Below are 25,300 nucleotides of genomic sequence, written 5' to 3'. Positions count from 1 at the left end.
CTGGGGCAATCCCTGAGTCAACCTGCAGCCACTTGCCCGCGTTGAACACGCAACAAAGGAGTGATTGCACATGACCGACATCTTTTTCCACACCGCCCTGCAGACCCGCTTTGCAGCCGCTGCGCTGGCCCAAGCTGTCTGGCCATGGGATGACCGTGACCGCAAGCGCGGCCCCCGCAACGCCTGAAAACCGGGTCACAAAAAAGTTTCGACTTCCTTCGAAAATTTTTTAAAAACCTGTCAACCAGCTGAATCTGGCCCGCGTTAAGAGAGCAATACAGGAGAAAGTTTCCATGCAAACGACTGCCATCATGTCCATCTGGCCCGAAGACGAACGCGATCGCAAGCGCTGAGGCGCTGGCTGGCGCACACGGTGCCCCAGTCTCTGACACCACCGGTCTGACGGCCTTCCGTGCAGACCCCCTCTTCCACAGAACCCGCTTCAGCGGGTTTTGTCATTTCTGGGACATTTGCCGCGGGACTGCCCAACAAAAAAGGAGCCCGAAGGCTCCTTTGCAGCGCGAACCCTTGCAGGTTCAATGCATGTGCAGGCCACCGTTGACCGAAAAATCGGCGCCGGTGGAATAGCCGCCTTCCTCCGAAGCCAGCCAGGCGATGATCGATGCGATCTCGCTGGGCTCGCCCAGGCGTTTGACGGGGATGGTGCCCACGATCTTCTCCAGCACGTCGGGACGGATGGCCTTGACCATGTCGGTGCCGATGTAGCCGGGGCTCACGGTGTTCACGGTCACGCCCTTGGTGGCCATCTCCTGCGCCAGCGCCATGGTGAAGCCGTGCATGCCCGCCTTGGCCGCCGAGTAATTGGTCTGCCCGGCCTGGCCCTTGGCGCCATTGACCGAGCTGATGTTGATGATGCGGCCCCAGCCCTTTTCCACCATGTCGCCCACGACCTGCTTGGTCACGTTGAACATGGAGTTGAGGTTGGTCTCGATGACGGCCTGCCAGTCTTCCGGCGTCATCTTGATGAACATGCGGTCACGCGTGATGCCGGCATTGTTGACCAGCACATCGATGCTGCCGTGCTCGGCCTTGGTCTTGCTGAAGGCCTCGACGGTGGAAGCCCAGTCGCCCACATTGCCGACCGATGCATGGAAGTTGTATCCCAGCGCCTTTTGCTCGTCCAGCCACTTCTGGAAGTCGCGCGACGGACCGCAACCTGCGATGACCTTGAAGCCTTCCTTGTGCAGACGCTGGCAGATAGCCGTTCCGATGCCTCCCATTCCCCCTGTGACATACGCTACTTTTTGAGCCATTCTTCTCTCCTGTCAATCAATGGTTGCTTCAGATCAATCTATCCACGACAACCGGGGCATTGACTCCGGTTATCACCAAGGGTGCCTGAACCTCTGGGTCCGGCACCCCCGTATGGCTAGTATGCAGCGCGTGCGCTGCGCCTCTCTTCGGGCAGGCCCTAGGCAGGCCTAGGATCTACCCTGAAAGCTTGCTAACGTTTTCCCTGAGCCTTTCAGACGCGCTCCACCGCCATGGCCACGCCCATGCCGCCGCCGATGCACAGGCCGGCCAGGCCCTTCTTGGCGCCGCTGCGCTGCATCTCGTGCAGCAGGGTGACCAGGATGCGGGCGCCCGATGCGCCGATGGGGTGGCCGATGGCAATGGCGCCGCCGTTGACGTTGACCTTGGCCGGGTCGATGCCCAGCTCCTGGTTCACCGCACAGGCCTGGGCCGCGAAGGCTTCGTTCAGCTCGAACAGGTCCACGTCCTGCGCGGTCCAGCCCGCACGCTCCAGCGCCTTGCGCGAGGCGAACACCGGGCCCAGGCCCATGGTGGCGGGGTCCAGGCCGCTGGTGGCGTAGGAGACGATGCGTGCCAGCGGCTTCAGGCCCAGGGCCTTGGCCTTGGAGGCGCTCATCACCACCACGGCGGCCGCGCCGTCGTTCAGGCCCGAGGCGTTGCCGGCCGTCACCGAGCCGGCCTTGTCGAAGGCCGGGCGCAGGCCTGCCAGGGCGTCGGCATTGGTCTTGCGGTTGATGTACTCATCGGCCGCGAACACCACGGGATCGCCCTTGCGCTGGGGAATGCTGACGGGAACGATTTCGTCCACGAACTTGCCTGCGTCCTGTGCGGCCGTGGCCTTTTGCTGGCTGGCCAGGGCCAGGGCATCCTGCTGCTCGCGGCTGACGCTCTTTTCCTTGGCCACGTTCTCGGCCGTGATGCCCATGTGGTACTGGTTGTAGACGTCCCACAGGCCGTCCACGATCATGGTGTCGGCCATCTTCCAGTCGCCCATGCGCTGGCCGTCGCGCGAGCCTGGCAGCACGTGGGGCGACAGGCTCATGTTCTCCTGGCCGCCGGCCACGACGATCTCGCTGTCGCCCGTGGCCACGGCCTGGGCTGCCAGCATCACGGCCTTCAGGCCCGAGCCGCAGACGGCGTTGATGGTGAGGGCCGGGGTTTCCTTGGCAACGCCGGCCTTCATCATGGCCTGGCGTGCGGGGTTCTGGCCTGCGCCAGCGGCCAGCACCTGGCCCATGATGACTTCACCGACCTGGTCGGTGCCGACCTTGGCGCGGTTCAGTGCCTCGCGGATCACGATGGAGCCCAGTTCGGTGGCGGGGATCTTTGCAAGGGTGCCGCCAAACTTGCCAACGGCAGTACGGACAGCGGAAACGATGACGATGTCTTCCATGATGACGGACCTTTCTTTGGACTCTTGAAGGGATGCCCGGGCGCACATTGCCGCACTCGCGGCAGCGGCACCCTGCATTCAAGCCGCAGCGTTATTGCACTGCAGCATCGAAACGATTGTGCCTCAGGCCTTGACCAGTACGTAGCGGCCCGGGGCCGGCTCGATGGCCGTGTATTCCCTGCCTTTGCCGTACTGCTTGGGCGCTGCGACCAGCTTGCCGCCGTGCTCGGCCAGCCAGGGGCTCCAGTCGGCCCACCAGCTGCCCGGGTACTCGTCGGCACCGGCCTGCCATTCCTTGAGCGTGGGCGGCAACTGGCCGTCCTCGCGCAGCCAGTAGCTGCGCTTTTTCTTGGCAGGCGGATTGATCACGCCTGCGATGTGGCCCGATGCGCCCATCACAAAACGCTTGTCGCCGCCCAGCACCTGGGTGGACGCATAGGAGCCGCCCACGGGCACGATGTGGTCCTCGCGCGAGCCATAGATATAGGCCGGCAGGCGCAGCTGGTGCATGTCGATGCGCTCGCCGCAGACGGTCAGCGCGCCGGGCTGGGCCAGCTTGTTTTCCAGGTAGAGGTTGCGCAGGTACCAGGCGTAGTAGGGGCCGGGCAGGTTGGTGGAGTCGCTGTTCCAGTACAGCAGGTCGAACGGCGGGGGCGTCTCGCCCTTGAGGTAGTTGCCCACCACGTAGTTCCAGACCAGGTCGTTGGGCCGCAGAAAGCTGAAGGTGGACGCCAGGTCCTGGCCCTTCATGAGACCGCCTTCGCCCATCTGCATCTCACGGAAGCGCACCACGGATTCGTCGATGAAGACATCGAGGATGCCGGTGTCGCTGAAGTCGATGAAGGTGGTCAGCAGCGTGACGCTGGCCACGGGAAACGGCACGCCAGCTGGCGCCGTGGCGCGGGCTGTGGATGTGCGGGCGGCGCTGCGGCTGCCAGCCGCGCGCTTGGCCGCAGGCGCCTTGGCCGCCGGAGCGGCAACTGCGCCATGCTCGCGGTCGTGGCGTGCCTGCAGCACCGCCAGCGCGGTGGACAGCATGGTGCCGCCCACGCAAAAGCCCAGCACATTGATCTGCTCGGCTCCCGCGATCTCGCGCGCCACGCGGATGCCGGTGAGCACGCCGTCCTCGATGTAGTTGTCCCAGGTCTTGCGCGCCAGGCTTTCGTCGGGGTTGCGCCAGCTCATCACGAAGGTGCGATGGCCCTGGCTGACGGCGTAGCGGATCAGCGAGTTGTCGGGCTGCAGGTCCAGGATGTAGAACTTGTTGATGCAGGGCGGCACCATGAGGAAGGGCCGTTCGTGCACCTTGTCCGTCAGCGGCTTGTATTCGATGAGCTGGAACAGCTCGTTCTCGAAAACCACGGCGCCTTCGGTGGTGGCGACGTTCTTGCCCACGGTGAACAGGCTCTCGTCGGTCATGGACACATGGCCCTGGCGCATGTCGGCCAGCAGGTTGGCCACGCCCTGGGCCAGGCTCTCGCCCTGGGTTTCGATGGCTTTCTTCTGGGCCTCGGCATTGAGTGCCAGGAAGTTGCTGGGCGCCATGGCCGCCAGCCATTGCTCGATGGCGAAGCGCACGCGGTTGCGCGTCTTGTCATCGGCCTGCACGGCATCGGCCAGGCCCATGAGCATGCGGCTGTTGAGCAGATAGGTGGCGGCCGTGGCCGCCGTCAGCGGATTGCCGGCCCACGATTCGGTATTGAAACGCTTGTCCTTGGCCAGCAGCGCCTGGGCGCCGCCCTGTTCGGCCATGGCCTTGGCACCATCCAGGTACTGGCGCTGCAGCTCCAGCAGCTTTTCGGGGTCCAGCGACAGCGCGTTCTCGGGCAGGGCGCCGGGTTCGGGGACGGCCGCTTTCCAGGCCTGGGCCATGTCCGGCATGCCTGGCATGCCCTGGGTTCCCGGAAGGCCTGGTTGCCCCAGCTGCTGCAGTGTCTGCAGCGTGCGGCTCCATTGCTCGTTCCAGAATTGCTGGACGGATTGGCCTGACAGGCCAGCGAGTGGGTCAAAATTCATGCTGCATCCTTGTTCGTGGATGCCATGCAATAGCCTGGGGCTTGCGGGGCATCCGTTTTGATTGTGACCCAGGCGAGCCCCGCCTTGCCCGGCACAGACCTCCACGAAAACCCGTGCCCCGCCCGTTTTTTTGGTTCGACCATGTATCTCGTTGTTATCGCCTGGCTGTATGTCACTCTGATGATGGCAGTGGCCGAGGCCGCCAGCCCCACGGGCAGCATACTCGGCGCCGTGATCACGTTCGCACTCTATGGACTGCTGCCGCTGTCCATCGTGATCTACATCATGGGCACGCCCGCGCGCAAGCGAAAACGCCATGCACGCGAATTAGCCGAGCGCGAGGCCTGGCTGGCGCAGCAGCAGGCCTCGCAGAGCGGCCTCGGCACGCAGGCGCGCTCAGTCCTTCCAGATGCAGGCGGCGAACCGCCCGCTGCTGCCCAGGCGGGCAGCGTCGCGCCGGTGCGAAAAGAACCGTGAGCCGTTGAGCACCGTGCACCATGCGTCGCCGCCGTCATTGCCGTAGATGGCGGTGATGCCCAGCGCCGCCAGGCGCTGGCGCGCAAGCCCGGCCAGGTTGGCCAGGTACTTGGGTGCGCCCCCGCCCTCTTGCGGCACGGCGGTGAAATGCGCCCCGGCCGCCGCGTCATGCGCGATGAAGGCCGCGCGCACCTCGGCTCCCACTTCGAAGGAGCGCTGACCGATGCAGGGTCCGAGCCAGGCCAGGGTCTGCTGCGCCGCTTGCCCGGGCGGTGTCTGGATCTGGCCTGCAAAGCGCTCGAACAGCGTCTCCAGCACCCCGCCCGCCAGCCCGCGCCAGCCCGCATGGGCCGCGCCTACCACGACACCGCTGCGATGGGCCAGCAGCACGGGCAGGCAGTCGGCCACCATGATGGTGCAGACCACGCCCGAGGCGCGGGTCACGCAGGCATCGAAGGCCTGGCCCTGCGCGCTGCCTGCATCCAGGGCCGCGACATCCACGCCATGCACCTGCTGCAGGAACACCGCGCAGGCGCCCGGCGTATGGTCACGCACGATCTCCTGCAGCCGCTGGCGGTTGGTGCGGACGGCCTGCGGGTCATCGCCCACATGGTCGCCCAGGTTCAGGCTGCCCCAGGGCGCCGTGCTGACGCCGCCTTCGCGCGAGGTGCACAGCGCGTGCACGCCGGGCGGCGCGGGCCACTCGGGCACCAGCCAGGATGCGGGGATGGTGCCGGGGATGGAGTCAGGCCGGGCCGCGCTCATTCCGCGTCGGGGCAGGCCGAGGGATGGGCCCTTTGGAAGGCAGGCAGCGCCTCGCAGCGATCGACGATGGCCGCCAGGCGTGGCAGGCCGTCCAGGCTCACGTTGAAGCGGCGGCCGTTGAAGATCTGCGGCACCAGGCAGCAGTCGGCCAGCGTGGGCGTGTCGCCCCAGCAAAACAGCGAAGGCGCCAGGCCTGCGGCCTCGCGCTCGGCGGCCAGCAGGTCCAGCTGGCGTTCGAAGGCTTCCAGGCCGGAGCGCACCCAATGCACGTACCAGCCGCTCTTGGCCTCGTCGGAGACACCCAGGTTGCGCACCAGGTACTTGAGCACGCGCAGGTTGTTGAGCGGATGGATCTCGCAGGCCACCATCTGGGCCAGCGCGCGCACATGGGCACGGCCCAGGGCGTCGCGCGGCAGCAGCGGTATTTCGGCATGGGTCTCATCGAGATATTCGATGATGGCCATGGACTGGGTCAGCCAGTGGCCATCCTCGGTTTCCAGCGCCGGCACCAGCGCATCGCCGACATGCTGGGCATAGGCCGGCGCCCTGTGGTCGCCGCGCAGCAGGTGCACGGGTACGGATTCATAGTCCAGGCCCTTGATCTGCAGCGCAATGCGCACGCGGTAGGAGGCCGACGAGCGGAAGTAGGTGTGGAGCTTCATAGACCGCAAAGCATACCGTGCGACCCGGGGTCTGTTCAGGCTCATCCGGCCATCGCGTTGCCCCGCTGCGGGGCCACAGGCATGGCACACTTGCGGCGGCGCCCACGAGACAAGGCGCCAGAGGAACACCGACATGAGCTACGTTTTCAACCCGCCCGCCGTGGCCAGCGTACCCGTCCTGGGCCGCCCCGAGCGTTTTCCCGTGCACCGCATCTACTGCGTGGGCCGCAACTACGAAGAGCACGCCAAGGAGATGGGCTTCACCGGCCGCGAGCCGCCCTTCTTCTTCCTCAAGCCTGCCGACGCCATCGTGCCCGTCGAGGCCGGCACCACGGGCACCATGCCCTACCCCACGCTGACCTCCAACCTGCACCACGAGATCGAGCTCGTCGTGGCCATCGGCAAGGCGGGCAAGAACATCCTGGCCGCCGACGCGCTGGACTACATCTGGGGCTACGCCGTGGGCCTGGACATGACGCGCCGCGACCTGCAGAACGACATGAAGAAGCAGGGCCGCCCCTGGTGCATCGGCAAGGCCTTCGAACATGCCGCGCCCATCGGTCCCATCACCCCGGCAGCCGAGGCCGGCGACATCGCCAAGGCCGCGATCTCGCTGCAGGTCAATGGCGCCGACCGCCAGCGCAGCGACATCGGCAAGCTGATCTGGAACATTGCCGAGACCATCGAGCACCTGTCGGCCGCTTGGGAACTGCAGCCCGGCGACCTGATCATGACGGGCACGCCCGAAGGCGTGGCCGCCGTGGTGCGCGGTGACCTGCTGGAAGGCCGCATCGATGGCCTGAGCCCCTTGAGCGTCAAGATCGCCTGAGATCCCTGTGCCTGGCGACAGGCCGGCAAGGCAGCGGGGAGCGCGCTCCCCGGCCTGCCGGCCTTCGTTTTTCTGAACCCACAGTCCGCCGCACGGAAAGCCTTCCTGCCTTCCGTCTGGCGGCGCTTTCACTTCCATGGTGTCGGCATGATTTTTCGCAGCCCCATCAAGTTCTGCCGAGCCTGCGGCACGGCCGTGGTCTACCGCATTCCCGACGATGGCGACACGCGCGAACGCGCCGTGTGCCCGCACTGCCACACCATCCACTACGAGAATCCACTGAACGTGGTCGGCACCATCCCCGTCACCGACGACGGCCGCGTGCTGCTGTGCAAGCGCAACATCGAGCCGCGCCGGGGCCTGTGGACCCTGCCTGCCGGCTTCATGGAACTGGCCGAGACCACGGCGCGCGGCGCCCAGCGCGAGACCGATGAGGAAGCCGGTGCCGACATCGAGATGGGGCCGCTGTTTTCCATCGTTGACGTGCCCAAGGTCAGCCAGGTCCACCTGTTCTACCGCGCCCGCCTGCGCAGCGAGCAGTTCTATCCAGGCCCCGAGACCATGGAGGCCCGCCTCTTTTCCGAGGCCGAGATTCCCTGGGAGGAACTGGCCTTTCGCACCGTGCGCGTGACGCTGGAGCGCTACTTCGAGGACCGTGCGGCGGGCCTGCTTGACGCGCACCGCGTGCACTCCATCGACCTGAGCCTGTAGGCGCATGCACCGCCGTCCGGCACTACCGTGCTGCACGGCAGTGCCGGACGCACCCCGGTGACGCCAGGCCATGCCCCGGCGTGGCGCCGATGGGGCTGCGGGTGGGGCCGTGGATGGGGTGTGGAGGGGGGGCTGTCATCCCTGTGTCACCTTGCAGACACATTTAGTCACAAGCTGGCCTCCTTCTTGCTCGTTGCATCAGGCTTTTCCCTGATCGGGGAAAGCGGGTTTCACCCAGCCTGAACCTGACTGCGGAGCGCTCCATGGCCACATCCCTGCCAACCGACCTGATTCTTCCCCATCTGCGGGAACTCAACCGCAACGCCGCCGACCTGCGCGAAATACGGCTCATGTGGCGGCTCATCGAAGCCTCGGCCCGCATGCAGGCCTCGCAGCAGGGGCAGGCCCTGGTGTCCATGCTCACCGACACGCGCCAGGGACTGGAGCAACTGGAGCAAGGCCTGCTGCAGTCGCAGCTGGCGCAGTCCGCGCAGGAGGCCATGGCCCAGCTGGGCATGCAGTCCGCCCATGCCATCGACCTGCTGGTGCGAAGCCTGTACGAGCGCACGGCCGATGTCGGCTTTCTCGCCGCCGATACCGTGCTGTGCGAGGCCATGGCCCGGCTTGACGATGGCGATGGCGATGGCAATGACTGCGGCCTGCCCGACATGGCGGCCGGCGGTCTGCGCGCATGGCAGGCACCGTTGCAGGCGCACCTGCAGAGCTACCGAGCCAAGTACACGGTGTATGACGACATCCTGCTGCTGGACACGCAGGGCCAGGTCTGTGCACGTGCCCAGGCGCAGGCAGGCGGCAAGCCGCCACCGCCCTGCGCCGAGGCCTGGTTCCAGCAGTCCCTGCAGCAGGCCGGCCATGTCAGCCATTTCGGCGCCAGTTGCGTGCTGCCGGGCGCTGACCGCCTGATCTACGCGCAGCGCCTGCTGCACCCACGCACCATGGCGGTGCTCGGTGTGCTGTGCCTGAGCTTCGACTTCGCCGCCGAGATGCAGGCCATCTTTGCCTCGGGCGGGCCGCGCGCCCAGGTGGGGCTGCTGCTGGACGAGGGCGGACTGGTCATCGCCAGCAGCGACGCCCACTGGATAGCCCCCGGCAGCCGCGTGCCCATGCACCATGGTGATGCCGTGCAGCCGCTGATCCATGCAGGCCGCACCTACCTGGTGCGCACGGCGCGCGCCCTGCCCTACCAGGGCTATGCGGGGCCGCAGGGCTGGCAGACCCAGGTGATGGCACCGCTGGACCTGGCCTTCGCCGCGCAGCAAAGACCGCAGGTCCTGCAGGCGCTGGAGCCGGCCATTGCCGAGGGGCTGATGGCCCAGGCGCGCGGCTTTTGCCCGCCGCTGCACGCCATGGCCCGCGCGGCCGACGACATACGCCGCGTGGTCTGGAATGGCCAGGTGCTGGCTGCCAGCCAGGCGCCGGAGTCCCCCGTGCAGGGCACGGCCCACCCGGACCCGCTGCAGGCCGTGCTGGAGCAGATGGGCGAGACCGGCGACCTGACCCATGCCGTGTTCACACGTGCCATTCACGGCCTGCACGAGACCGCGCTGTCCACTCGGCTGCAGGAGCACAGCACGCTGAACCGGCTGCTGATGGACCTGCTGGAGCGCAATCTCTATGAACGTGCCAACGACTGCCGCTGGTGGGCCCTGACGCCCGGCCTGCAAAAGGTGCTGGAGGACAACAGCGGCTGCCTGGCCCTGTCGGTACAGGCCCACGACAGCGCGCAGCGGCTGCTGGAGCAGCTCAATGCGCTGTACACCGTCTATGCGCGCATTGCGCTGTACGACGCCCAGGGCCTGGTGCTGGCCTGCAGCCATGAGGACGAGGCCGGCCTGCCCCTGGCTCCCGGCACGCGCGTGCAAACATCGGCCCTGCAGGCCACTGTGCTGCTGCGCGATGCCCAGGCCTACCACGTGCAGGAGATGGACGACGGAGGCCTGCCCGTCCATGTCTACCATGCCGCGCTGCGCGCGCCATCGCCTGGGAGTGGACAGGCGCACGGACATGCACACGGCGGCGATCAGGGCCCCGTCATCGGCGGCATCGCCCTGCTGTTCCACACGCGGCGCGAGCTGCAGGCCATGCTGCAGGCCGCAGCGCCAGAGCAGGCGGCAACGGCAGAGCAGGCCGCAGCCACCGATCCCGAAGACAGCGGCCTGCCGCGCCTGCCGATGGAAGCGTTCTACGTGGCGCGTGACGGGCGCATCGTCGCTGCCAGCCATGGCGGGCGCCCGCTGGGCAGTTGCATCGCAGGCGTGGCCGGCCTGGCATCGCTGGCCGATGGCGAGGTGCGCAGCAGCATCGAGGAGATCGAAGGCCACTACTGCATCGTCGGCATGGCCGCCGGGCGCGGCTACCGCGAATTCCGGCTGGACCAGGGCGCGGCACGCGATGCAAAAGAAAGCGCAACGGACGACACACTGGCCGGCCTCGTCAGCCTGAGCCTGCAGCGGCTGGGCCCCGTGCATGCCGATGCGCGCAACCGCGCGCTGCGCCTGGCGTCGGCCACCCGGCTGGATGGCGCCCGGCCCGCTACGCACGGGCACGGGCGCGCCGTGCATGGCAGTGGCGACGCGCCTGTGGAACTGGCCAGCTTCTACGTGGGCGCCAGCCTGCTGGCCCTGCGCGCGGGCGATGTCTGCGAGGCCCTGCCCGCCAGCGCCATCTCGCCCGTGGCGGCAGGACGGCTGCCGTTTTGCGTGGGCGCGCTGGCACGGCGCAGCCAGGGCAGCGTCAGCGGCTATGTCTGGGTGTTCGACCTGGCCGCGCTGCTGCAGGGCCAGCCCGGCGTGGTCACCGAGCAGTCACAGGTCATCGTGGTCCAGTATGGCGGCCTGCGCGTGGGCCTGCTGGTCAGCGCGCTGCAGGGCGTGCACCGGCTGCCAGCCAGCGCGCTGGTGGATTCGCCCATGCTGAACGCGGCCGACACCGCGACGGCCCTGGTGCGCAAGCTGGTGCATGCCGATTCGGGCCTTCCGCTGATCCAGTGCCTGGACCCCGCCGCGCTGATGCGCAGGCTGCAGCCTTCGCGCGTTGCCGCGGCCAATGCCGACCGCAATGCAGTCAGCGTGGAAAGGGAGGCGGCGTAGCCCGGGCGTGTCGGGCCTATGGGCATGTCGGGTGTGCCGCGCCTGTAACGCCTCAAAGGCCCCAGTGGCGCAGGCCCGGCAACGCGGCCTGCGCTGCCTCGTAGCCTTCGTCGATGGCCTCGCGCGCGCGGTGGAAGTCCAGCAGGCCCAGGTGGGACAGGCGCGGCGCTATCACCAGCTCGGGCGGGTCGCCGGCCATGCGGCTGCGCGTGATGCGCATCTGCATGATGTTGACGCTGGTCATCACCACGTCCAGCAGCGAGGGCGGACGGGGCGAGGGCTCGGTCTCGCGGCCGGCCTCGTCGCGGTGGTGGCCGGGCATCCACCCCATCACGCCGCGCTGCAGCCTGCGCACCCAGGCCGTGCCGGCCACGGCACTGGCCTGGCCGGCCAGGTCTTCGGGCGCCACGCCCTGCTCCACGGCGGGCGGGGCTTCCTCCAGCGGCGGCGCGGCAGCCATGGCGGCGGAGGGAGCCAGCGGCCGCATGTGGCGCCGCATGATGTCGGCATTGAGATCGACCGCGATCACGATGTCCGCGCCCATGGCGCGCGCCAGCGAGGCGGGCACGGGGTTGACGATGCCGCCATCGACCAGCAGCCGCCCCTCGCGCTGCACGGGCGTGAACAGGCCGGGCAGCGCGATGGAGGCACGCACGGCATCGGCGATAGAGCCCTTGCGCAGCCAGACCTCCGCGCCCGAATGCAGGTCGGTGGCCACGGCGCCGAAGGGAATCTTCAGGTCCTCGATGGCCGAGTCCACGAAGTGCTCGCGCCAGAACGCGATCAGCTTCTCGCCCTTGAGCATGCCGCCCGTGATGTTGAAGTCCATGAAACCGAACACCTTGCGCATGCCCAGTCCCAGCACCCATTCCTCGAAGCGCTGCATCTCGCCAGCCGCATAGGAGGCACCGACCAGGGCGCCGATGGACGAGCCGCAGATGATGTCGGGCCTCAGGCCCGCATCCTCCAGCGCGCGCAGCACGCCGAAATGCGCCCAGCCACGCGCCGACCCGCTGCCCAGCGCCAGGCCGACCACGGGTTTGCGCGGACTCAGCGCCATCAGCGGTCCCCGCCTGCCAGCAGCGCCAGCATGCCGGCCTCGTCCAGCACGGTCACGCCCAGTTCCTCGGCCTTGGCCAGCTTGCTGCCGGCCTCGGCACCGGCCACCACATAGCTGGTCTTCTTGCTGACCGAGCCGGAGACCTTGGCGCCCGCGGCCTCCAGCATCTCCTTGGCCTGGTCGCGGCCCAGCGTGGGCAGCGTTCCCGTGAGCACCACGGTCATGCCGGCCAGCGGCTGGGCGGTCTGCTCGCGCGCCGCGCCCTCTTCCCAGTGCACGCCGCAGGCACGCAGTTGCTCGACCACCTCGCGGTTGTGGGGCTGGGCGAAGAAGGTGTGGATGCTCTCGGCCACGATGGGCCCCACGTCGCGCACCTGCAGCAGTTGCTCGACGCTGGCGTCCATGATGGCGTCCAGCTGGCCGAAGTGGCGGGCCAGGTCCTTGGCCGTGGACTCGCCCACCTGGCGGATGCCCAGGCCGAAGAGGAACCGCGCCAGCGTGGTCTTCTTGGATTTTTCCAGCGCGTCCAGCACGTTCTGGGCCGACTTCTCGGCCATGCGGTCCAGCGATGCCAGGGCCACCAGGCCCAGGCGGTAGAGGTCGGGCAGTGTGCGCACCACGTGGCCGTCCACCAACTGGTCCACCAGCTTGTCGCCCAGACCCTCGATGTCCATGGCGCGCCGCGCGGCAAAGTGCAGGATGGCCTCCTTGCGCTGCGCCGGGCAGAACAGGCCGCCCGTGCAGCGGTGGTTGGCCTCGCCCTTGGGCCGCGCCACGGCGCTGCCGCAGATGGGGCATGCAGCGGGCATGCGGAAGTTGGGCACATAGGCCGGCCGGTCGCCGGGCACGCGGCCCACGACCTCGGGGATCACGTCACCGGCGCGGCGCACGACCACGGTGTCGCCCGTGCGCACGCGCTTCTTGCGGATCTCGAACAGGTTGTGCAGCGTGGCATTCGTGACGATGACGCCGCCCACTGCCACGGGGGCCAGGCGCGCCACGGGCGTCAGCTTGCCCGTGCGGCCGACCTGTATGTCGATGCCTTCCATGCGCGTGGGCATTTCCTCGGCCGGGTACTTGTGGGCCACGGCCCAGCGCGGCTCGCGCGAGACAAAGCCCAGCTGGCGCTGCTGGGCCAGGCTGTTGACCTTGTAGACCACGCCGTCGATCTCGTAGGGCAGCGTGGCGCGCTCGGCGCCCATGCGCTGGTGGAAGGCCACCAGCTCTGCCGCGCCCTTGGCGATGCAGACCTGGGGCGCCACCGGAAAGCCCCAGTCGCGCAGCGTCTGCAGCATGGCGTAGTGGGTAACGAAGTCGGGGCCGCCCTGGGCAGCCGGCGTGATCTCGCCCAGGCCATAGGCGAAGAAGGACAGTGGGCGCTGCGCCGCAATGCCCGAGTCCAGCTGGCGCACCGAGCCTGCGGCCGCATTGCGCGGATTGGCAAAGCTCTTGCCGCCGGCGGCCTGCTGGCGCTCGTTGAGCTTGACGAAGTCGGCGCGGCCCATGTAGACCTCGCCGCGCACCTCGACCACGGGCGGCACGCCCTTGCCTTCGGGCAGGGACAGCGGAATCTTGCGGATGGTGCGGATGTTGTGGGTCACGTCCTCGCCCACCTCGCCGTCGCCGCGCGTGGTGGCCTGCACCAGGCGGCCGTTCTCGTAGCGCAGGTTCATGGCCAGGCCGTCGAACTTGGGCTCGGCCACGTACTCCACGGGCGGCGCGCCTTCGGCCAGTTCCAGCTCCTTGCGGATGCGTGCGTCGAAGGCCTCGGCACCCGTGGCCTCGTTGTCGGTCTCGGTGCGGATGCTGAGCATGGGCACGGCATGGCGCACGGGCATCAGGCCGTCGAGCACGGCGCCGATCACGCGCTGCGTGGGCGAGTCCGGCGTGACCAGTTCGGGGTAGGCACCTTCCAGCGCCTGCAGTTGCTGGAAGACGCGGTCGTACTCGCCGTCGGGCACGGTGGGCGTGTCCAGCACGTAGTACTCATGCGCCCATTGGTTGAGCTGGGCGCGCAGAGCCTGCACCTTGGCCAGCACCTTGTCGGGGGCGGCCCCGGACTCCGGCGCTGCGGGGGCTGCGCCGGAGAAAAGATCCAGATTGTCATTCATGGGGTTGAGGCCAGGAGCCTGTTGTGCACCAGGGGCACCGCGCCGCGTCAGCTGAACAGTCGCCGCGCCAGCATGGAGCCCGCCGACAGCTCGCGGCTGTCGAGCTTGTCATAGAGATGTTCCAGGTCGTGCTGGATGGGGTCCAGCGCCATGGCCGGCAGCAGGTAGCCGTTCTGGTCGCAGAGCACGCCGTCCATGGTCTGGCACAGGCGCTCGGCCACCTGGCGCAACTGCACGAAGGCCTGCTCGCCGCGCGGCACCTGGGGCACGTCCAGGCTCAGCAGGAACTCGCGCACCACCGAGGTGTCCAGGTCGTCGGCCATGGCCGCCTGCGGGTCGTAGTTGAGCACCAGCACCGGAGGCATGCCGGGCGTGGGCGAAGGCAGAGCCATGCGCCCGGGCATGGAGCCCGGCAGAAAGCCCTGGCGCGATGCGTTTTGCTGCACGTAGCCCGCGCTCCAGGAGGCCTGGCGTGCGCGCAGCATGAAGGTGAGCTGGGCGTCGTGCTCGCTGGCGAACTGGTCGAGCTCGCGCGCACGCGCCACTTCCTGCAGCATGTCGGGCACGTCGGGCGTGGCGCCCAGCGCGTCGGCAAAGCGCTGCACCTTGGCAACGAACTCGGAGAACTCGATCTCGTTGAGCGCACCCGTGCGGTTGGCCAGCTGCACGCCGGCCTGAAAACCCAGGTAGCGCTGGCCGGGCTGCAGCGGTTCCCACTGGTGGGTGGACTGGTTCATGCCTTCGATCGCAAAGGGCTTGTTGCCCGCGCGCCGCGTGGCGGGCTGGGCCTGCAGCGCCAGTTCGCCGGGTACGGCCTGGCCGACCTGCACGGGGGCAATGGCGTCGATCAGCGCATCCAGGCCCGGGCGGCTGGCGGCCGCGCTGGTCAGGGCCGCGTCGTTGAGGGAAGGCTCGATGGACTGCGGTGCCGACGGGGACGCCGCAGGCGCGGACACAGATTCAGATGCGGGTGCCGAAGCGCTGGCGTCTTCGCCCGCCTGCAGGGCATGGGCGGCCTGCGCGGACTGCACTGCCTGAGCGGCCTTGGCCGCCAGCGCAGCCTGGGCCGCGGCCTGGCGCTGCTGCTCTTCGAGCTGGACCAGATGGGCCAGCTCGGCGTCGGTTTCGGCAAAGCGGTCTGCGGAGGCAGGGCTCTGGCCCGGCGCGGCGGTGCCGAAGTCGCCCAGCACGGGCTCGCGCAGGCTATGCGTCAGGTCCGGGCCGTGGCCCACGGTGTCCATGCCGGGCTCATGGCGCGAGGGATCGCGCTGCGCTTCATCGACGGGGTCGGCGCGCTTGGGTGCATTGCGGCGCGCGGACCAGCTGTTGTAGGCAAGGATCAGGGCCAGCACCACAAAGCCCAGGACGGCCAGACTGATTTGCAGGTTACTCATGGAATGAAGGAATGAAACGTCGTTCCAGCAAAGGGGTTTGAAAGGTTGCGGACATGCTCAGGATAGCTCAGCCATGGACAGCGCGGACTCCATGTCCACGGCCACGATGCGGGACACGCCCTGCTCCTGCATGGTCACGCCGATGAGCTGCTGGGCCATTTCCATGGCGATCTTGTTGTGGCTGATGAACAGGAACTGCGTGCTCTTGCTCATGCTGGCCACCAGCTTGGCATAGCGCTCGGTGTTGGCATCGTCCAGCGGCGCATCCACCTCGTCCAGCAGACAGAACGGGGCCGGGTTGAGCTGGAAGATGGCGAACACCAGCGCAATCGCCGTCAGCGCCTTCTCGCCACCGGACAGCAGGTGAATCGTCTGGTTCTTCTTGCCGGGCGGCTGCGCGATCACCTGCACGCCCGAGTCCAGGATTTCATCGCCCGTGATGACCAGCTTGGCCTGCCCGCCGCCGAACAGCTCGGGGAACATGCGCCCGAAATGCCCGTTCACGGTCTCGAAGGTGCCCGACAGCAGCTCGCGCGTCTCGGCGTCGATCTTGCGGATGGCATCTTCCAGCGTGTTCATGGCCTGGGTCAGGTCCTCGGTCTGCGCGTCGAGGAAGGTCTTGCGCTCGCGCGCCAGCTTCAGCTCGTCCAGCGCCGCCAGGTTGACCGCGCCCAGGGCCGCGATCTCGCGGTGCAGGCGGTCGATCTCGCCCTGCAGGCCGTGCATGCGCACATTGGCCTCGGCAATGGACTGGGAGACGGCGGCCAGGTCGGCGCCCGCCTCTTCCAGCAAGGTGGAGTACTGCTCCAGGCCCAGGCGCGCGGCCTGCTCCTTGAGCTGGAATTCGGTGATGCGCTGGCGCAGCGGGTCCAGCGCCTTTTCCAGTTGCTGGCGGCGTTCGTCGCTGGCGCGCAGCTTGTTGGTCAGGTCGTCATATTCGCTGCGGCGCGCGGCCACGGCCTGCTCGCGCTGCATCTTCAAATCCAGCGCATCCTGCAGGCCGCCCTGGGCCGCGGCATCGGTCAGGCGCGTGAGCTCGTCCTGCGCGCGCTGCTGCTCGTCGGCCAGGGAGCGGGCCTGCTGGCTGGCGGTCTCTATGGTGCGGCTGAGTTCGCCCCGGCGCGCCTCCAGGCTGCGCCGCGAGAAAGTGGCCTCCTGGGCCTGGCGTTCCAGCGTGCGCAGCTGCTCGCGCGATTCGTTCAGGCGCCGCTCGGACTCCAGCACCTTGTCGCCGAGCTGGGCATGGCGCTCCTGGCTGTCGGCCAGTTGCATGTCCAGTTCCTCGAAGCGGGCCTCGGCCGCCACGCGGCGCTCCTCGATGTCGGACAGCTGGGCCTCGACCTCGGCCAGGTCGGCGCTGATCTGGGCATTGCGCGCACGGGCCTGCTCGGCCAGCTGCGACAGGCGCAGGGTCTCGACCTGCAGCTCATGGGCACGGCTTTGCGATTCGCTGGCCTCGCGCCGGGCGCTGACCAGGCGCTGCGAGGCCTCGGCATAGGCGCTTTCGGCGCGCACCAGGGCCGTGCGCGATTCGTCGGAGATCAGCGCCTGGGCGCGCACTTCCTTTTCAAGGTGCTCGATTTCCTGGGCGCGTGCCAGCAGGCCGGATTGCTCCGAGTCCTGCGCATAAAAGCTCACGCTGTGGCTGCTGACGGCATGGCCCGTGGGCACGTAGACGGTTTCACCGGGCCGCAGTTCGCTGCGGCGCGATAGGGCCTCTTCCAGCGTGGGCGCCGTGTAGCAGTCCTGCAGCCAGTCGCCGAGCACGGCGCGCAGGCCGGCATCGTTCACGCGCAGCAGGTCCGACAGGTGCTGCCAGCGGCCGGCGGCCGGCGCGGGCGCGCCTTGCGGCGGGCTGAAGAAGGCCAGGCGCGCGGGCGGCGCATCGTGTCCGCCTGAGCCCAGAAAGCCACGCACCATGTCGAGCCGGCCCACTTCGAGTGCGCCCAGGCGCTCGCGCAGCGCGGCCTCCAGCGCGTTTTCCCAGCCGGGCTCGATGGCAATGCGGCTCCACAGGCCCTGCATACCGTCCAGGCCGTGCTTGGCCAGCCAGGGCTGGAGCTTGCCGTCTGTCTTGACCTTTTCCTGCAGGGCCTTGAGCGCTTCCAGCCGCGCCGACAGGTCCGCGTGGCGCGCGGCCTCGGCGTTGACGGCCTGCTGGCGCGTGCGGCGGTCCTCGTCGAGCTGGGGCACGGAGTCCTGCAGCTCGTTGAGCACGGCATCGGCCATTTCAGCCAGTTCGCGCGCCTCTTCCAGCTGGGACTGCAGATTGTTCAGGCGGGCCTCGTCGGGCGTCTCCAGCGCGTTGCGGTCGGCGCGCAGGCGCTCGAAGCGGGTCTCGAACTGGCGGCGCTGCTCGTCCAGGCTACGCTGCTCGGCGGCCAGCACCTGGATCTGCTGCTGCACCTGGACCACGCTGGCGCGCTGGTCGGTGTCGGCCTTCTGGGCATTGCGCAGGGCGTCCTCCAGGTCGGGCAGGCGCATGCTTTGCTCCTCGACCTGGGCGGCCAGCATCTCGGCCTGTTCCTCGGCGTCCATGCCGGCGCCTTCGAGGTTCTCGATCTCGGCTTCGGCTTCCTCGCGGCGGCTGTTCCACAGCAGCACCTGCTCGGACAGCTGCTGCAGCCGCTGCTGCACGCGCTGGCGGCCTTCGAGCACGTAGCGGATCTCGGCCTCCAGCTTGCCGACTTCGGCAGTGGATTCGTAGAGCTTGGCCTGGGCCTGGTTGACCTGGTCGCTGGCGTCGTAGTGCGCCTGGCGCAGGGTTTCGAGTCCGCTTTCGTTGTTGCGGATGTCGGCCATGCGCTCTTCGAGCTCGTTGACGGCCTGCAGACCCTCCACGCGCACGCGGTCCTGCTCGGCCTCGGCCTCGGCGCGCTTGAGGAACCACAGCTGCTGCTGCTTGAGCGTGACCTGGGACTGCAGCGCGTTGTACTGGGCCGCCACCTCGGCCTGCTTTTCCAGCCGGTCGAGGTTGTTGTTGAGCTCGCGCAGGATGTCTTCCACGCGCGTGAGGTTCTCGGTGGTGGCCGAGAGCCGGTTCTCGGTCTCGCGCCGGCGCTCCTTGTACTTGGACACGCCTGCGGCCTCTTCGAGGAACAGGCGCAGTTCCTCGGGGCGCGACTCGATGATGCGGCTGATCGTGCCCTGGCCGATGATGGCGTAGGCGCGCGGGCCCAGGCCCGTGCCCAGGAACACGTCCTGCACATCGCGGCGGCGCACGGCCTGGTTGTTGATGAAGTAGCTGCTGTTGCCCTCGCGCGTGAGCACGCGCTTGACGGCGATCTCGCCGAACTGGCCCCACTGGCCGCCCGCGCGGTGGTCACTGTTGTCGAACACCAGCTCCACGCTGGAGCGGCTGGCCGGCTTGCGGTGCGTGGTGCCATTGAAGATCACGTCCTGCATGGACTCGCCGCGCAGCTCGCTGGCCTTGCTCTCGCCCAGCACCCAGCGCACCGCATCCATGATGTTGGACTTGCCGCAGCCGTTGGGGCCCACCACGCCCACCAGTTGCCCCGGCAGCATGAAGTTGGTGGGCTCGGCGAAGGACTTGAAGCCGGACAGCTTGATGGAATTCAGGCGCACGATGCAGGCAGATGGCGGTCCGCGGCGAACGGACGAATGAGGACGTGGGGGAACAACAGGGAAGCTCGGAATGATACCGCGCGCCACCCCTGCTCAAGAATGGAAAGCGGCCCGCGCGGGGCCGTGTCGAATGTCAAGAATGGTTTGAGGGGGCGTCCGGCACCCCGCTGCCATCCGTGCACTCCACCACCTGGGGCCGGTCCTGCGCCTGCTGCGGCAGGTTCGCCGGGCTCAGGGCCGGAGGGCGCGACACGATGGCCTGGCGCACCAGTGCCTCGAAGCTGCGCACGGGCACGGGCGGGCTGAGCAGGTAGCCCTGCCAGGCATGGCAGTGCTGGTCTTCGAGGAACTGGCGCTGCGCCTCGGTCTCCACGCCCTCGGCGATGACCTGCAGGCCCAGGCTGGTACCCAGGGCGACGATGGTGCGCGCAATGGCCGCGTCGTTGGGGTCGCTGAGCACGTCGCGCACGAAGCTGCGGTCGATCTTGAGCTGGTCGAGCGGCAGGCGCTTGAGATAGGCCAGCGAGGAGTAGCCGGTGCCGAAGTCGTCCAGCGAGAACCCCACGCCGTGTGCCTTGAGCGTGGCCATCTTGGCCGCCGTGTCGTCCACGTCGGCCAGCAGCAGGCTTTCGGTCAGCTCCAGCTTGAGCAGGCGCGGATTGGCACCGTGCTCCTTGAGCGCCTGCAGCACCTGCTCCACGAAGCGCGCCTGGTGGAACTGGCGCGGGCTGACGTTGACGGCCAGCATCAGGCAGGCCATGTCCGGCTCCGCCGCCCATTGCGCCAGTTGCCGGCAGGCCTCGCCCAGCACCCATTCGCCCAGTTGCTGGATCAGGCCCGTTTCCTCGGCCAGCGAGACGAAGAGCGACGGCGGCACCAGCCCTTCGCGCGGATGGTTCCAGCGCAGCAGGCCCTCGGCGCCGACGATGCGCCCGTTCGCCACCTGCGGCTGGTAGTACAGGACGAATTGCGAGCGCACCAGGCCCTCGCGCATTTCCTGCTCCATGGCCGTGCGCGATCTGAGCACGGCCTGCAGTTGCGGATCGAAGAACTGCAGCGTGTTGCGCCCCATGCCCTTGGCCTGGTACATGGCCATCTCGGCACGGCGCAGCACCTCGTCGGCACTGAGTTCCTGCTCGCCGAACAGGCTGGCGCCTATGCTCAGCGTGATGTGGCAGGACTGGCCACTCAGTTGCAGCGGTTGCAGCAGCAGCGAACGCATGCGCTGGACCTCGCCTTCGAGCTTGGAGGCGGCGTGCATGGAATCCTTGCCCAGGTCCTCCAGCAGCACGACGAAGTCATCGCCGCTGTGGCGGGCCAGCGTGGCCTCGCGGCCCAGGGACTGGGCCAGCCGCTCGGCAATCATGCGCAGCAGCACGTCGCCCAGTTCCAGCCCCAGGCTGTCGTTGAAGGCCTTGAAGTTGTCCACGTCCAGCAGCATGACGGCGCCACAGCGCCCGCGACGGCGGCTGGAAGCCAGCGCCTGCTGCAGCCGGTCCACCAGCAGGCGGCGGTTGGGCAGGCCGGTGAGCGCATCGTAGAAGGCCAGGCGGCGAATTTCCTCTTCGGCGGTCTTGCGCTGGCTCTGGTCCTGCAGGATCAGCAGGCAGCCTTCGTCCAGCAGCATGCCGCCGATGGATACGGAGCGCGCGCAGCCGTCGCTGCCTATGAGCTGGTACTCCTCGGAGTTGAGGGTGCCGCAGCTGTCGGACTCGCTGCCATGGGGGCTTTGGGCAACGCGCGCCCGCGCCTGCGCAGCCTCGAAGCGGCGCTGCATGCGCTGGCGGCGTGCTTCATCCGGGCACATGTTGCGCCACCAGCCGTCGCCATCCATGCCGGCCGTGGCGCCGTGGCCTGCCAGGCGCATGAATTCCTCGTTCCAGTAGGCGAAGCGGCCATCCTCCTGCAGCATGGCCAGGCCCAGGGGCAGGCGCTGGATGACCATGCGCAGGTGGCGCGATCCGTCGCGCTGCATTTGCTGCAAGTGGCGGCGCGCGCTGATGTCCTGCACCAGGGCCATCAGCCGCAGCGATGGGCCGTGGCCCAGCGCGGAGATGTGCAGTTCCACCCAGACCAGGCTGCCGTCGCTGCGCCGCAGCTGCCGCTCGATCTGCAGGGCGCGGCGCTGGCCCGCAGCCAGTTCCTGCAGCAGCAGCCTGTCGCCCTCCACCGTTTCGGCGGCCACCAGGGCCAGCAGGGGGCGCTGGCACAGCTGCTGTGCCTCGTGGCCGGTGATGTCGCAATACCTGCGGTTCACATGCAGGACATTGCCGTTGGCCGCGTCAATCTGCACCACGCCCACGGCGGCCTGCTCGAACAGTGCCTGAAAGCGGGCATCGCTCTCGCGCATGCTGCGGGAAGAGGCACGCAGCTGCGCCCAGCTGGACGGATGGCGCCGCCACCAGGCTGCCGCCAGCGAGGCCAGCAGGACTGACACCAGCATGCCCAGCGCAAACAGCACCAGGGGCTGGGCACGCTCGGTCCAGGACAGGGCCGTGCTCACGGGAATGAAGTTCAGCCGCCACAGCCGGTCCTGGGCCTGCAGCGTCTGCTCCAGCACCACCTGGCCGGTATCGCCCAGGCCTACCGCTTCCTGCCCGCGCTCGGGCCAGGCAGCACCCAGATACAGCGGCAGCGGCGATACGCCGGCCGGCGGCAGGGGCGAGACCGGGCCTGCGTCATGCATGGCCAGCGCTAGCCGACCCAGGAAACCGCGCTCATGCAGGTCCTGCACCAGGTCGTGCACACGAATGCTGACGTCGGCCGTTCCCAGGAACAGCGGATGCGCTGCCGTGCCATCCGGGGACTGGTGGTCCGCCAGCGCAAAGACGGGCGCGCGCACCAGCACGGCGGTGGCATGCTCGCCGGGCTGCTTCATGGCAAACGGCGCCGAGACCACGGCGGCCGCGCTGTCCCGGCTGCGCAGCATGCTGGCCATGAGACTGGGGCGGTCGTGCATGTCCAGGCCGGCGATGGATTCATTGCCTTCCACCGGCCAGAGATAGTCGATGAAGAAATAGTGGGGATCGGGCCTGAACGAGGCCGACGGATCCTGGCTGGCCGGATCGCGCTCCGTTGCGGCCCGCGTAAAGGTCAGCGCCTGCATGCCGGGCTGTATCTGTATGCGCAGCGCCTGCGCAATGCGCGCGAAGGCCTGCTGCCCCATCTCGGGAGAGGCGGCCAGCTGGTTGGCCACATGCTGGACCATGACGGCATAGGCATCCAGGCGCATCTCCAGCGCCTGGCGGGCAGACTGGGCCTGTTGCGTATGGCGCTGCAGGTCGATGCGCTCCAGCGCCCGCTGCTGCTGCAGGGCGAGCGCGGCGCTCAGGCACATGCCCACCGCCATGACGGTGGCGGCTGGCCAGGCGGTCCGGATGGCTACAAGCGTGCGCTGGGCAAAAGCTGACATGGAGCGGCTAAGGCTGAATAGGCAGTCACGGGGGAATCGGTCCAGGAGCACGGAACCACTCGTTGCCAGCCCCATGGCCAGCCACCCGAAAAGGCCGGGCAGGCCATGTGGAGCAGAGAGCGAGGATAAATGGATTTCGGCACCCGGCAGGCAAATCATATGTAAGACAAATCCTACAAACGCCTTTACTCTATCGTCGGAATGCGCGCTTGCTGAAGACCTCCACGGGCAAACCCTAGACTGCAGGCAGCAAGGTGCTTGCACCCGGCCCCCTGTGCCGAGCCTGCCGGACCTGCCGGGCCTTGCCGGGCACCAGGGATGGAGGGCGAGGCATTGCACAAGCCCTCATCCATGAAATCAGAGGCGGCAGTTTTGAAACATCAATGAAACGGATGGCGTGGCAGCAGGTGGCGCTGCAGCCCTTCAGCCTCTGGCAGCAGGCTGCGGGGCTTGCACGGGTTTCCCCTTGAGTCGGATGGCATGCCGCTTGCAACAAGCCTGGTGCACTGCCAACCATAACTCTGCAGGAGACACCAACCCATGAGCATCAACCGCCGCCGCTTTTGCGCCGCCCTGCCCGCCCCGCTGGCCGGCCTTGCGCTGCCGCACCAGGGCCTGGCCCAGGAGTCCTTTCCCAGCAAGTCGCTGAAGATCGTCTGCCCCTTCGCACCCGGCGGCGGTTCGGACTTCATTGCGCGCGTGGCCTCCAACGTGCTCAACGACAGGCTGGGCCAGCCCGTGGTGGTGGAGAACCGGCCGGGCGCCGGTGGCACGCTGGGCACCGAGTACGCGCTGCGCTCGGCGGCCGATGGCTACACGCTGCTGCTGGTGGCGGGCAGCTATACGGTCAACCCTTCGCTGTACAAGCTGCGCTTCGACCCCGTGGCCGACATGACGCCCGTGATCCAGCTGTCCAAAGGCGCCTACGTGGTCTGCGTGAGCCCCCGCGTGCCCGCCAGAAACCTGCAGGAACTGCTGACCTATGCGCGTGAGAACCCGGGCAAGCTGACCTTTGCCTCGGCCGGCAATGGCAGCCATCTTCACATCGTCACCGAGTACCTGTTCGGCATGGCCAAGGTCAAGGCCACGCATGTGCCCTATCGCGGCACGGGCCCGGCCGTGACCGATCTGCTGTCGGGCAACGTGGACATGCTGGTGGCCGGCACCGAGGCGCTGATGCAGCACGTCAAGAGCGGCAAGCTGCACGCCCTGGCCGTGACCACGGCCCAGCGCCTGCCCGCCTATCCCGAGATTCCGTCGGTGGCCGAAAGCGGCCTGCCGGACTATGACGTGGTGGCCTGGCACGGCCTGCTCGCGCCCAAGGGCCTGCCGCCCGCCGTGCTGTCGCGCATCAATGCGGCGTTGGACACCGGCCTCAAGGCGCCGGCACTGCTGGCCCAGCTGGAGCCCACGGGCGTGTCCCCGGCAGGCGGCACACCGGCCCAGTTCGGCGCCCTGATCCAGTCCGAGATTCCCCGCTACGCCAAGGTGGTGAAAGACAACGAAATCCGCGCACAGTAATCGGCGCACAGCAATCGGCTCACGCAGGCCCGAGAATCCATCCGCCCCCATGACGTCCCGCTACAAGAAACCCCTGCCCGGCACCACGCTGCACTACATCGACGCCCGCACCGCCGTCGATGCCCTCTCGCCCGGCGCCTGGGCACGCCTGCCCTACACCGCCCGCGTCCACGCCGAGAACCTCGTGCGCCGCGCCGATCCCGCGCAGTTGGACGGCTACCTGCTGCAGCTCATCGAGCGCCGCCGCGACATCGACTTTCCCTGGTATCCCGTGCGCGTGGTCTGCCACGACATCCTGGGCCAGACCGCCCTGGTGGACCTGGCCGGCCTGCGCGACGCCATTGCGGCCCAGGGCGGCGACCCCGCCCAGGTCAACCCCGTCGTTCCCGTGCAGCTCATCGTGGACCATTCGCTGGCCGTGGAGTGCGGCGGCTTCGATCCCGATGCCTTTGCGAAGAACCGCGCCATCGAGGACCGCCGCAACGAGGACCGTTTCCACTTCATCGAGTGGACGAAGAAGGCCTTCGCCAACGTGGATGTGATCCCTGCGGGGAACGGGATCATGCACCAGATCAATCTGGAAAAAATGTCCCCCGTGATCACCGTGCAGGATGGCCTGGCTTTCCCCGATACCTGCGTGGGCACGGACAGTCACACGCCTCATGTGGACGCCCTGGGCGTGATCGCCGTGGGCGTGGGCGGGCTGGAGGCCGAGAACGTCATGCTGGGCCGCGCCTGCTGGATGCGCCTGCCCGAGATCGTGGGCGTGCGCCTCACGGGCCGGCGCCAGGCGGGCATCACCGCCACCGACATCGTGCTGGCCCTGACCGAATTCCTGCGCCAGCAAAAGGTGGTGGGCGCCTATGTGGAATTCTTTGGCGAGGGGGCCGACAGCCTGAGCATCGGCGACCGCGCCACCATCTCCAACATGTGCCCCGAATACGGCGCCACGGCGGCCATGTTCTCCATTGATGACCAG

16 protein-coding genes are annotated in these 25,300 nt (G+C 68.2%); 6 read left to right on the top strand and 10 right to left on the bottom strand.

Annotation, left to right across the window (positions count from 1 at the left end):
- Positions 1-536: 536 nt before the first annotated feature.
- The 3 genes from phbB to ACM14_RS18990 form a co-directional block, all read right to left on the bottom strand.
- A complete protein-coding gene (phbB, locus tag ACM14_RS19000) occupies positions 537-1,274 on the bottom strand; it encodes an acetoacetyl-CoA reductase (protein WP_012205436.1) in 738 nt (245 codons plus the stop codon).
- Positions 1,275-1,486: 212 nt separating this feature from the next.
- Entirely contained in the window at positions 1,487-2,668 is a 1,182-nt protein-coding gene (locus ACM14_RS18995; RefSeq protein WP_012205435.1) for an acetyl-CoA C-acetyltransferase, read from the bottom strand.
- Between the two features lie 123 nt (positions 2,669-2,791).
- The gene (locus ACM14_RS18990) at positions 2,792-4,684 is read right to left on the bottom strand and encodes an alpha/beta hydrolase (RefSeq protein WP_034393177.1); all 1,893 of its coding nucleotides are present in this window, start codon (positions 4,682-4,684) and stop codon (positions 2,792-2,794) included.
- 141 nt (positions 4,685-4,825) lie between these two features.
- Here ACM14_RS18990 and ACM14_RS18985 point away from each other — a divergent pair, with 141 nt between their 5' ends.
- On the top strand, positions 4,826-5,161 hold the full coding sequence (locus ACM14_RS18985; RefSeq protein ID WP_065346999.1) for a hypothetical protein: 336 nt from the start codon (positions 4,826-4,828) through the stop codon (positions 5,159-5,161).
- Here ACM14_RS18985 and pgeF read toward each other — a convergent pair.
- Together pgeF and maiA are read right to left on the bottom strand one after the other, a co-directional pair.
- Positions 5,081-5,926: a peptidoglycan editing factor PgeF gene (gene pgeF, locus ACM14_RS18980; protein ID WP_065346998.1), complete on the bottom strand. Its 846-nt coding sequence runs from the start codon at positions 5,924-5,926 to the stop codon at positions 5,081-5,083. The two genes, ACM14_RS18985 and pgeF, sit on opposite strands and share 81 nt — an antisense overlap.
- Complete coding sequence (gene maiA / locus ACM14_RS18975) at positions 5,923-6,588, bottom strand: maleylacetoacetate isomerase (protein ID WP_065346997.1); 666 nt, start codon at positions 6,586-6,588, stop codon at positions 5,923-5,925. The genes pgeF and maiA overlap by 4 nt, the downstream gene beginning before the upstream one ends.
- 133 nt (positions 6,589-6,721) lie before the next feature.
- Here maiA and ACM14_RS18970 point away from each other — a divergent pair, with 133 nt between their 5' ends.
- The 3 genes from ACM14_RS18970 (at position 6,722) to ACM14_RS18960 (ending at position 11,238) form a co-directional block, all read left to right on the top strand.
- Positions 6,722-7,417 (top strand): fumarylacetoacetate hydrolase family protein, encoded by a 696-nt coding sequence (locus ACM14_RS18970; protein ID WP_016445923.1) that lies wholly within the window; start codon positions 6,722-6,724, stop codon positions 7,415-7,417.
- Positions 7,418-7,564: 147 nt separating this feature from the next.
- Positions 7,565-8,128: an NUDIX hydrolase gene (locus tag ACM14_RS18965; protein WP_065346996.1), complete on the top strand. Its 564-nt coding sequence runs from the start codon at positions 7,565-7,567 to the stop codon at positions 8,126-8,128.
- 263 nt (positions 8,129-8,391) lie between these two features.
- Positions 8,392-11,238, top strand: a complete 2,847-nt coding sequence (locus ACM14_RS18960; RefSeq protein ID WP_065346995.1) for a chemotaxis protein CheW — start codon at positions 8,392-8,394, stop codon at positions 11,236-11,238.
- A 52-nt stretch (positions 11,239-11,290) separates the two neighbouring features.
- On the opposite strand, the gene ACM14_RS18955 is transcribed toward ACM14_RS18960, so the two are convergent.
- From ACM14_RS18955 to ACM14_RS18935, 5 genes are all read right to left on the bottom strand, one after another.
- Complete coding sequence (locus ACM14_RS18955) at positions 11,291-12,298, bottom strand: patatin-like phospholipase family protein (protein ID WP_065346994.1); 1,008 nt, start codon at positions 12,296-12,298, stop codon at positions 11,291-11,293.
- Complete coding sequence (gene ligA, locus ACM14_RS18950) at positions 12,298-14,409, bottom strand: NAD-dependent DNA ligase LigA (protein WP_063326247.1); 2,112 nt, start codon at positions 14,407-14,409, stop codon at positions 12,298-12,300. The genes ACM14_RS18955 and ligA overlap by 1 nt, the downstream gene beginning before the upstream one ends.
- Positions 14,410-14,456: 47 nt before the next feature.
- The gene (locus tag ACM14_RS18945) at positions 14,457-15,803 is read right to left on the bottom strand and encodes a cell division protein ZipA C-terminal FtsZ-binding domain-containing protein (RefSeq protein WP_065346993.1); all 1,347 of its coding nucleotides are present in this window, start codon (positions 15,801-15,803) and stop codon (positions 14,457-14,459) included.
- Positions 15,804-15,860: 57 nt separating this feature from the next.
- Positions 15,861-19,388, bottom strand: coding sequence for a chromosome segregation protein SMC (smc, locus tag ACM14_RS18940; RefSeq protein ID WP_013802566.1), 3,528 nt, complete (start codon positions 19,386-19,388; stop codon positions 15,861-15,863).
- 133 nt (positions 19,389-19,521) lie between these two features.
- Complete coding sequence (locus ACM14_RS18935) at positions 19,522-22,800, bottom strand: EAL domain-containing protein (protein ID WP_065346992.1); 3,279 nt, start codon at positions 22,798-22,800, stop codon at positions 19,522-19,524.
- 540 nt (positions 22,801-23,340) lie between these two features.
- On the opposite strand from ACM14_RS18935, the gene ACM14_RS18930 reads away from it, so the two are divergent.
- Positions 23,341-24,321, top strand: a complete 981-nt coding sequence (locus ACM14_RS18930) for a tripartite tricarboxylate transporter substrate binding protein (protein ID WP_065346991.1) — start codon at positions 23,341-23,343, stop codon at positions 24,319-24,321.
- Between the two features lie 49 nt (positions 24,322-24,370).
- A partial coding sequence (locus tag ACM14_RS18925; protein WP_254662090.1) for an aconitase family protein occupies positions 24,371-25,300 on the top strand: 930 nt, incomplete at its 3' end.

Origin of the sequence: Delftia sp. JD2 (assembly GCF_001682645.1) — a bacterium.
Classification (GTDB): Bacteria; Pseudomonadota; Gammaproteobacteria; order Burkholderiales; family Burkholderiaceae_C; genus Comamonas; species Comamonas acidovorans.
The sequence above is the reverse complement of the archived record's forward strand: the minus strand, read 5'-3'. Positions and strand labels throughout refer to the sequence as shown.

Excerpts from the sequence above, each read along its gene's own strand:
- phbB (WP_012205436.1), bottom strand. The coding sequence starts at position 1,274 with ATGGCTCAAAAAGTAGCGTATGTCACAGGGGGAATGGGAGGCATCGGA.
- ACM14_RS18995 (WP_012205435.1), bottom strand. The coding sequence starts at position 2,668 with ATGGAAGACATCGTCATCGTTTCCGCTGTCCGTACTGCCGTTGGCAAG.
- ACM14_RS18990 (WP_034393177.1), bottom strand. The coding sequence starts at position 4,684 with ATGAATTTTGACCCACTCGCTGGCCTGTCAGGCCAATCCGTCCAGCAA.
- ACM14_RS18985 (WP_065346999.1), top strand. The coding sequence starts at position 4,826 with ATGTATCTCGTTGTTATCGCCTGGCTGTATGTCACTCTGATGATGGCA.
- pgeF (WP_065346998.1), bottom strand. The coding sequence starts at position 5,926 with ATGAGCGCGGCCCGGCCTGACTCCATCCCCGGCACCATCCCCGCATCC.
- maiA (WP_065346997.1), bottom strand. The coding sequence starts at position 6,588 with ATGAAGCTCCACACCTACTTCCGCTCGTCGGCCTCCTACCGCGTGCGC.
- ACM14_RS18970 (WP_016445923.1), top strand. The coding sequence starts at position 6,722 with ATGAGCTACGTTTTCAACCCGCCCGCCGTGGCCAGCGTACCCGTCCTG.
- ACM14_RS18965 (WP_065346996.1), top strand. The coding sequence starts at position 7,565 with ATGATTTTTCGCAGCCCCATCAAGTTCTGCCGAGCCTGCGGCACGGCC.
- ACM14_RS18960 (WP_065346995.1), top strand. The coding sequence starts at position 8,392 with ATGGCCACATCCCTGCCAACCGACCTGATTCTTCCCCATCTGCGGGAA.
- ACM14_RS18955 (WP_065346994.1), bottom strand. The coding sequence starts at position 12,298 with ATGGCGCTGAGTCCGCGCAAACCCGTGGTCGGCCTGGCGCTGGGCAGC.
- ligA (WP_063326247.1), bottom strand. The coding sequence starts at position 14,409 with ATGAATGACAATCTGGATCTTTTCTCCGGCGCAGCCCCCGCAGCGCCG.
- ACM14_RS18945 (WP_065346993.1), bottom strand. The coding sequence starts at position 15,803 with ATGAGTAACCTGCAAATCAGTCTGGCCGTCCTGGGCTTTGTGGTGCTG.
- ACM14_RS18935 (WP_065346992.1), bottom strand. The coding sequence starts at position 22,800 with ATGTCAGCTTTTGCCCAGCGCACGCTTGTAGCCATCCGGACCGCCTGG.
- ACM14_RS18930 (WP_065346991.1), top strand. The coding sequence starts at position 23,341 with ATGAGCATCAACCGCCGCCGCTTTTGCGCCGCCCTGCCCGCCCCGCTG.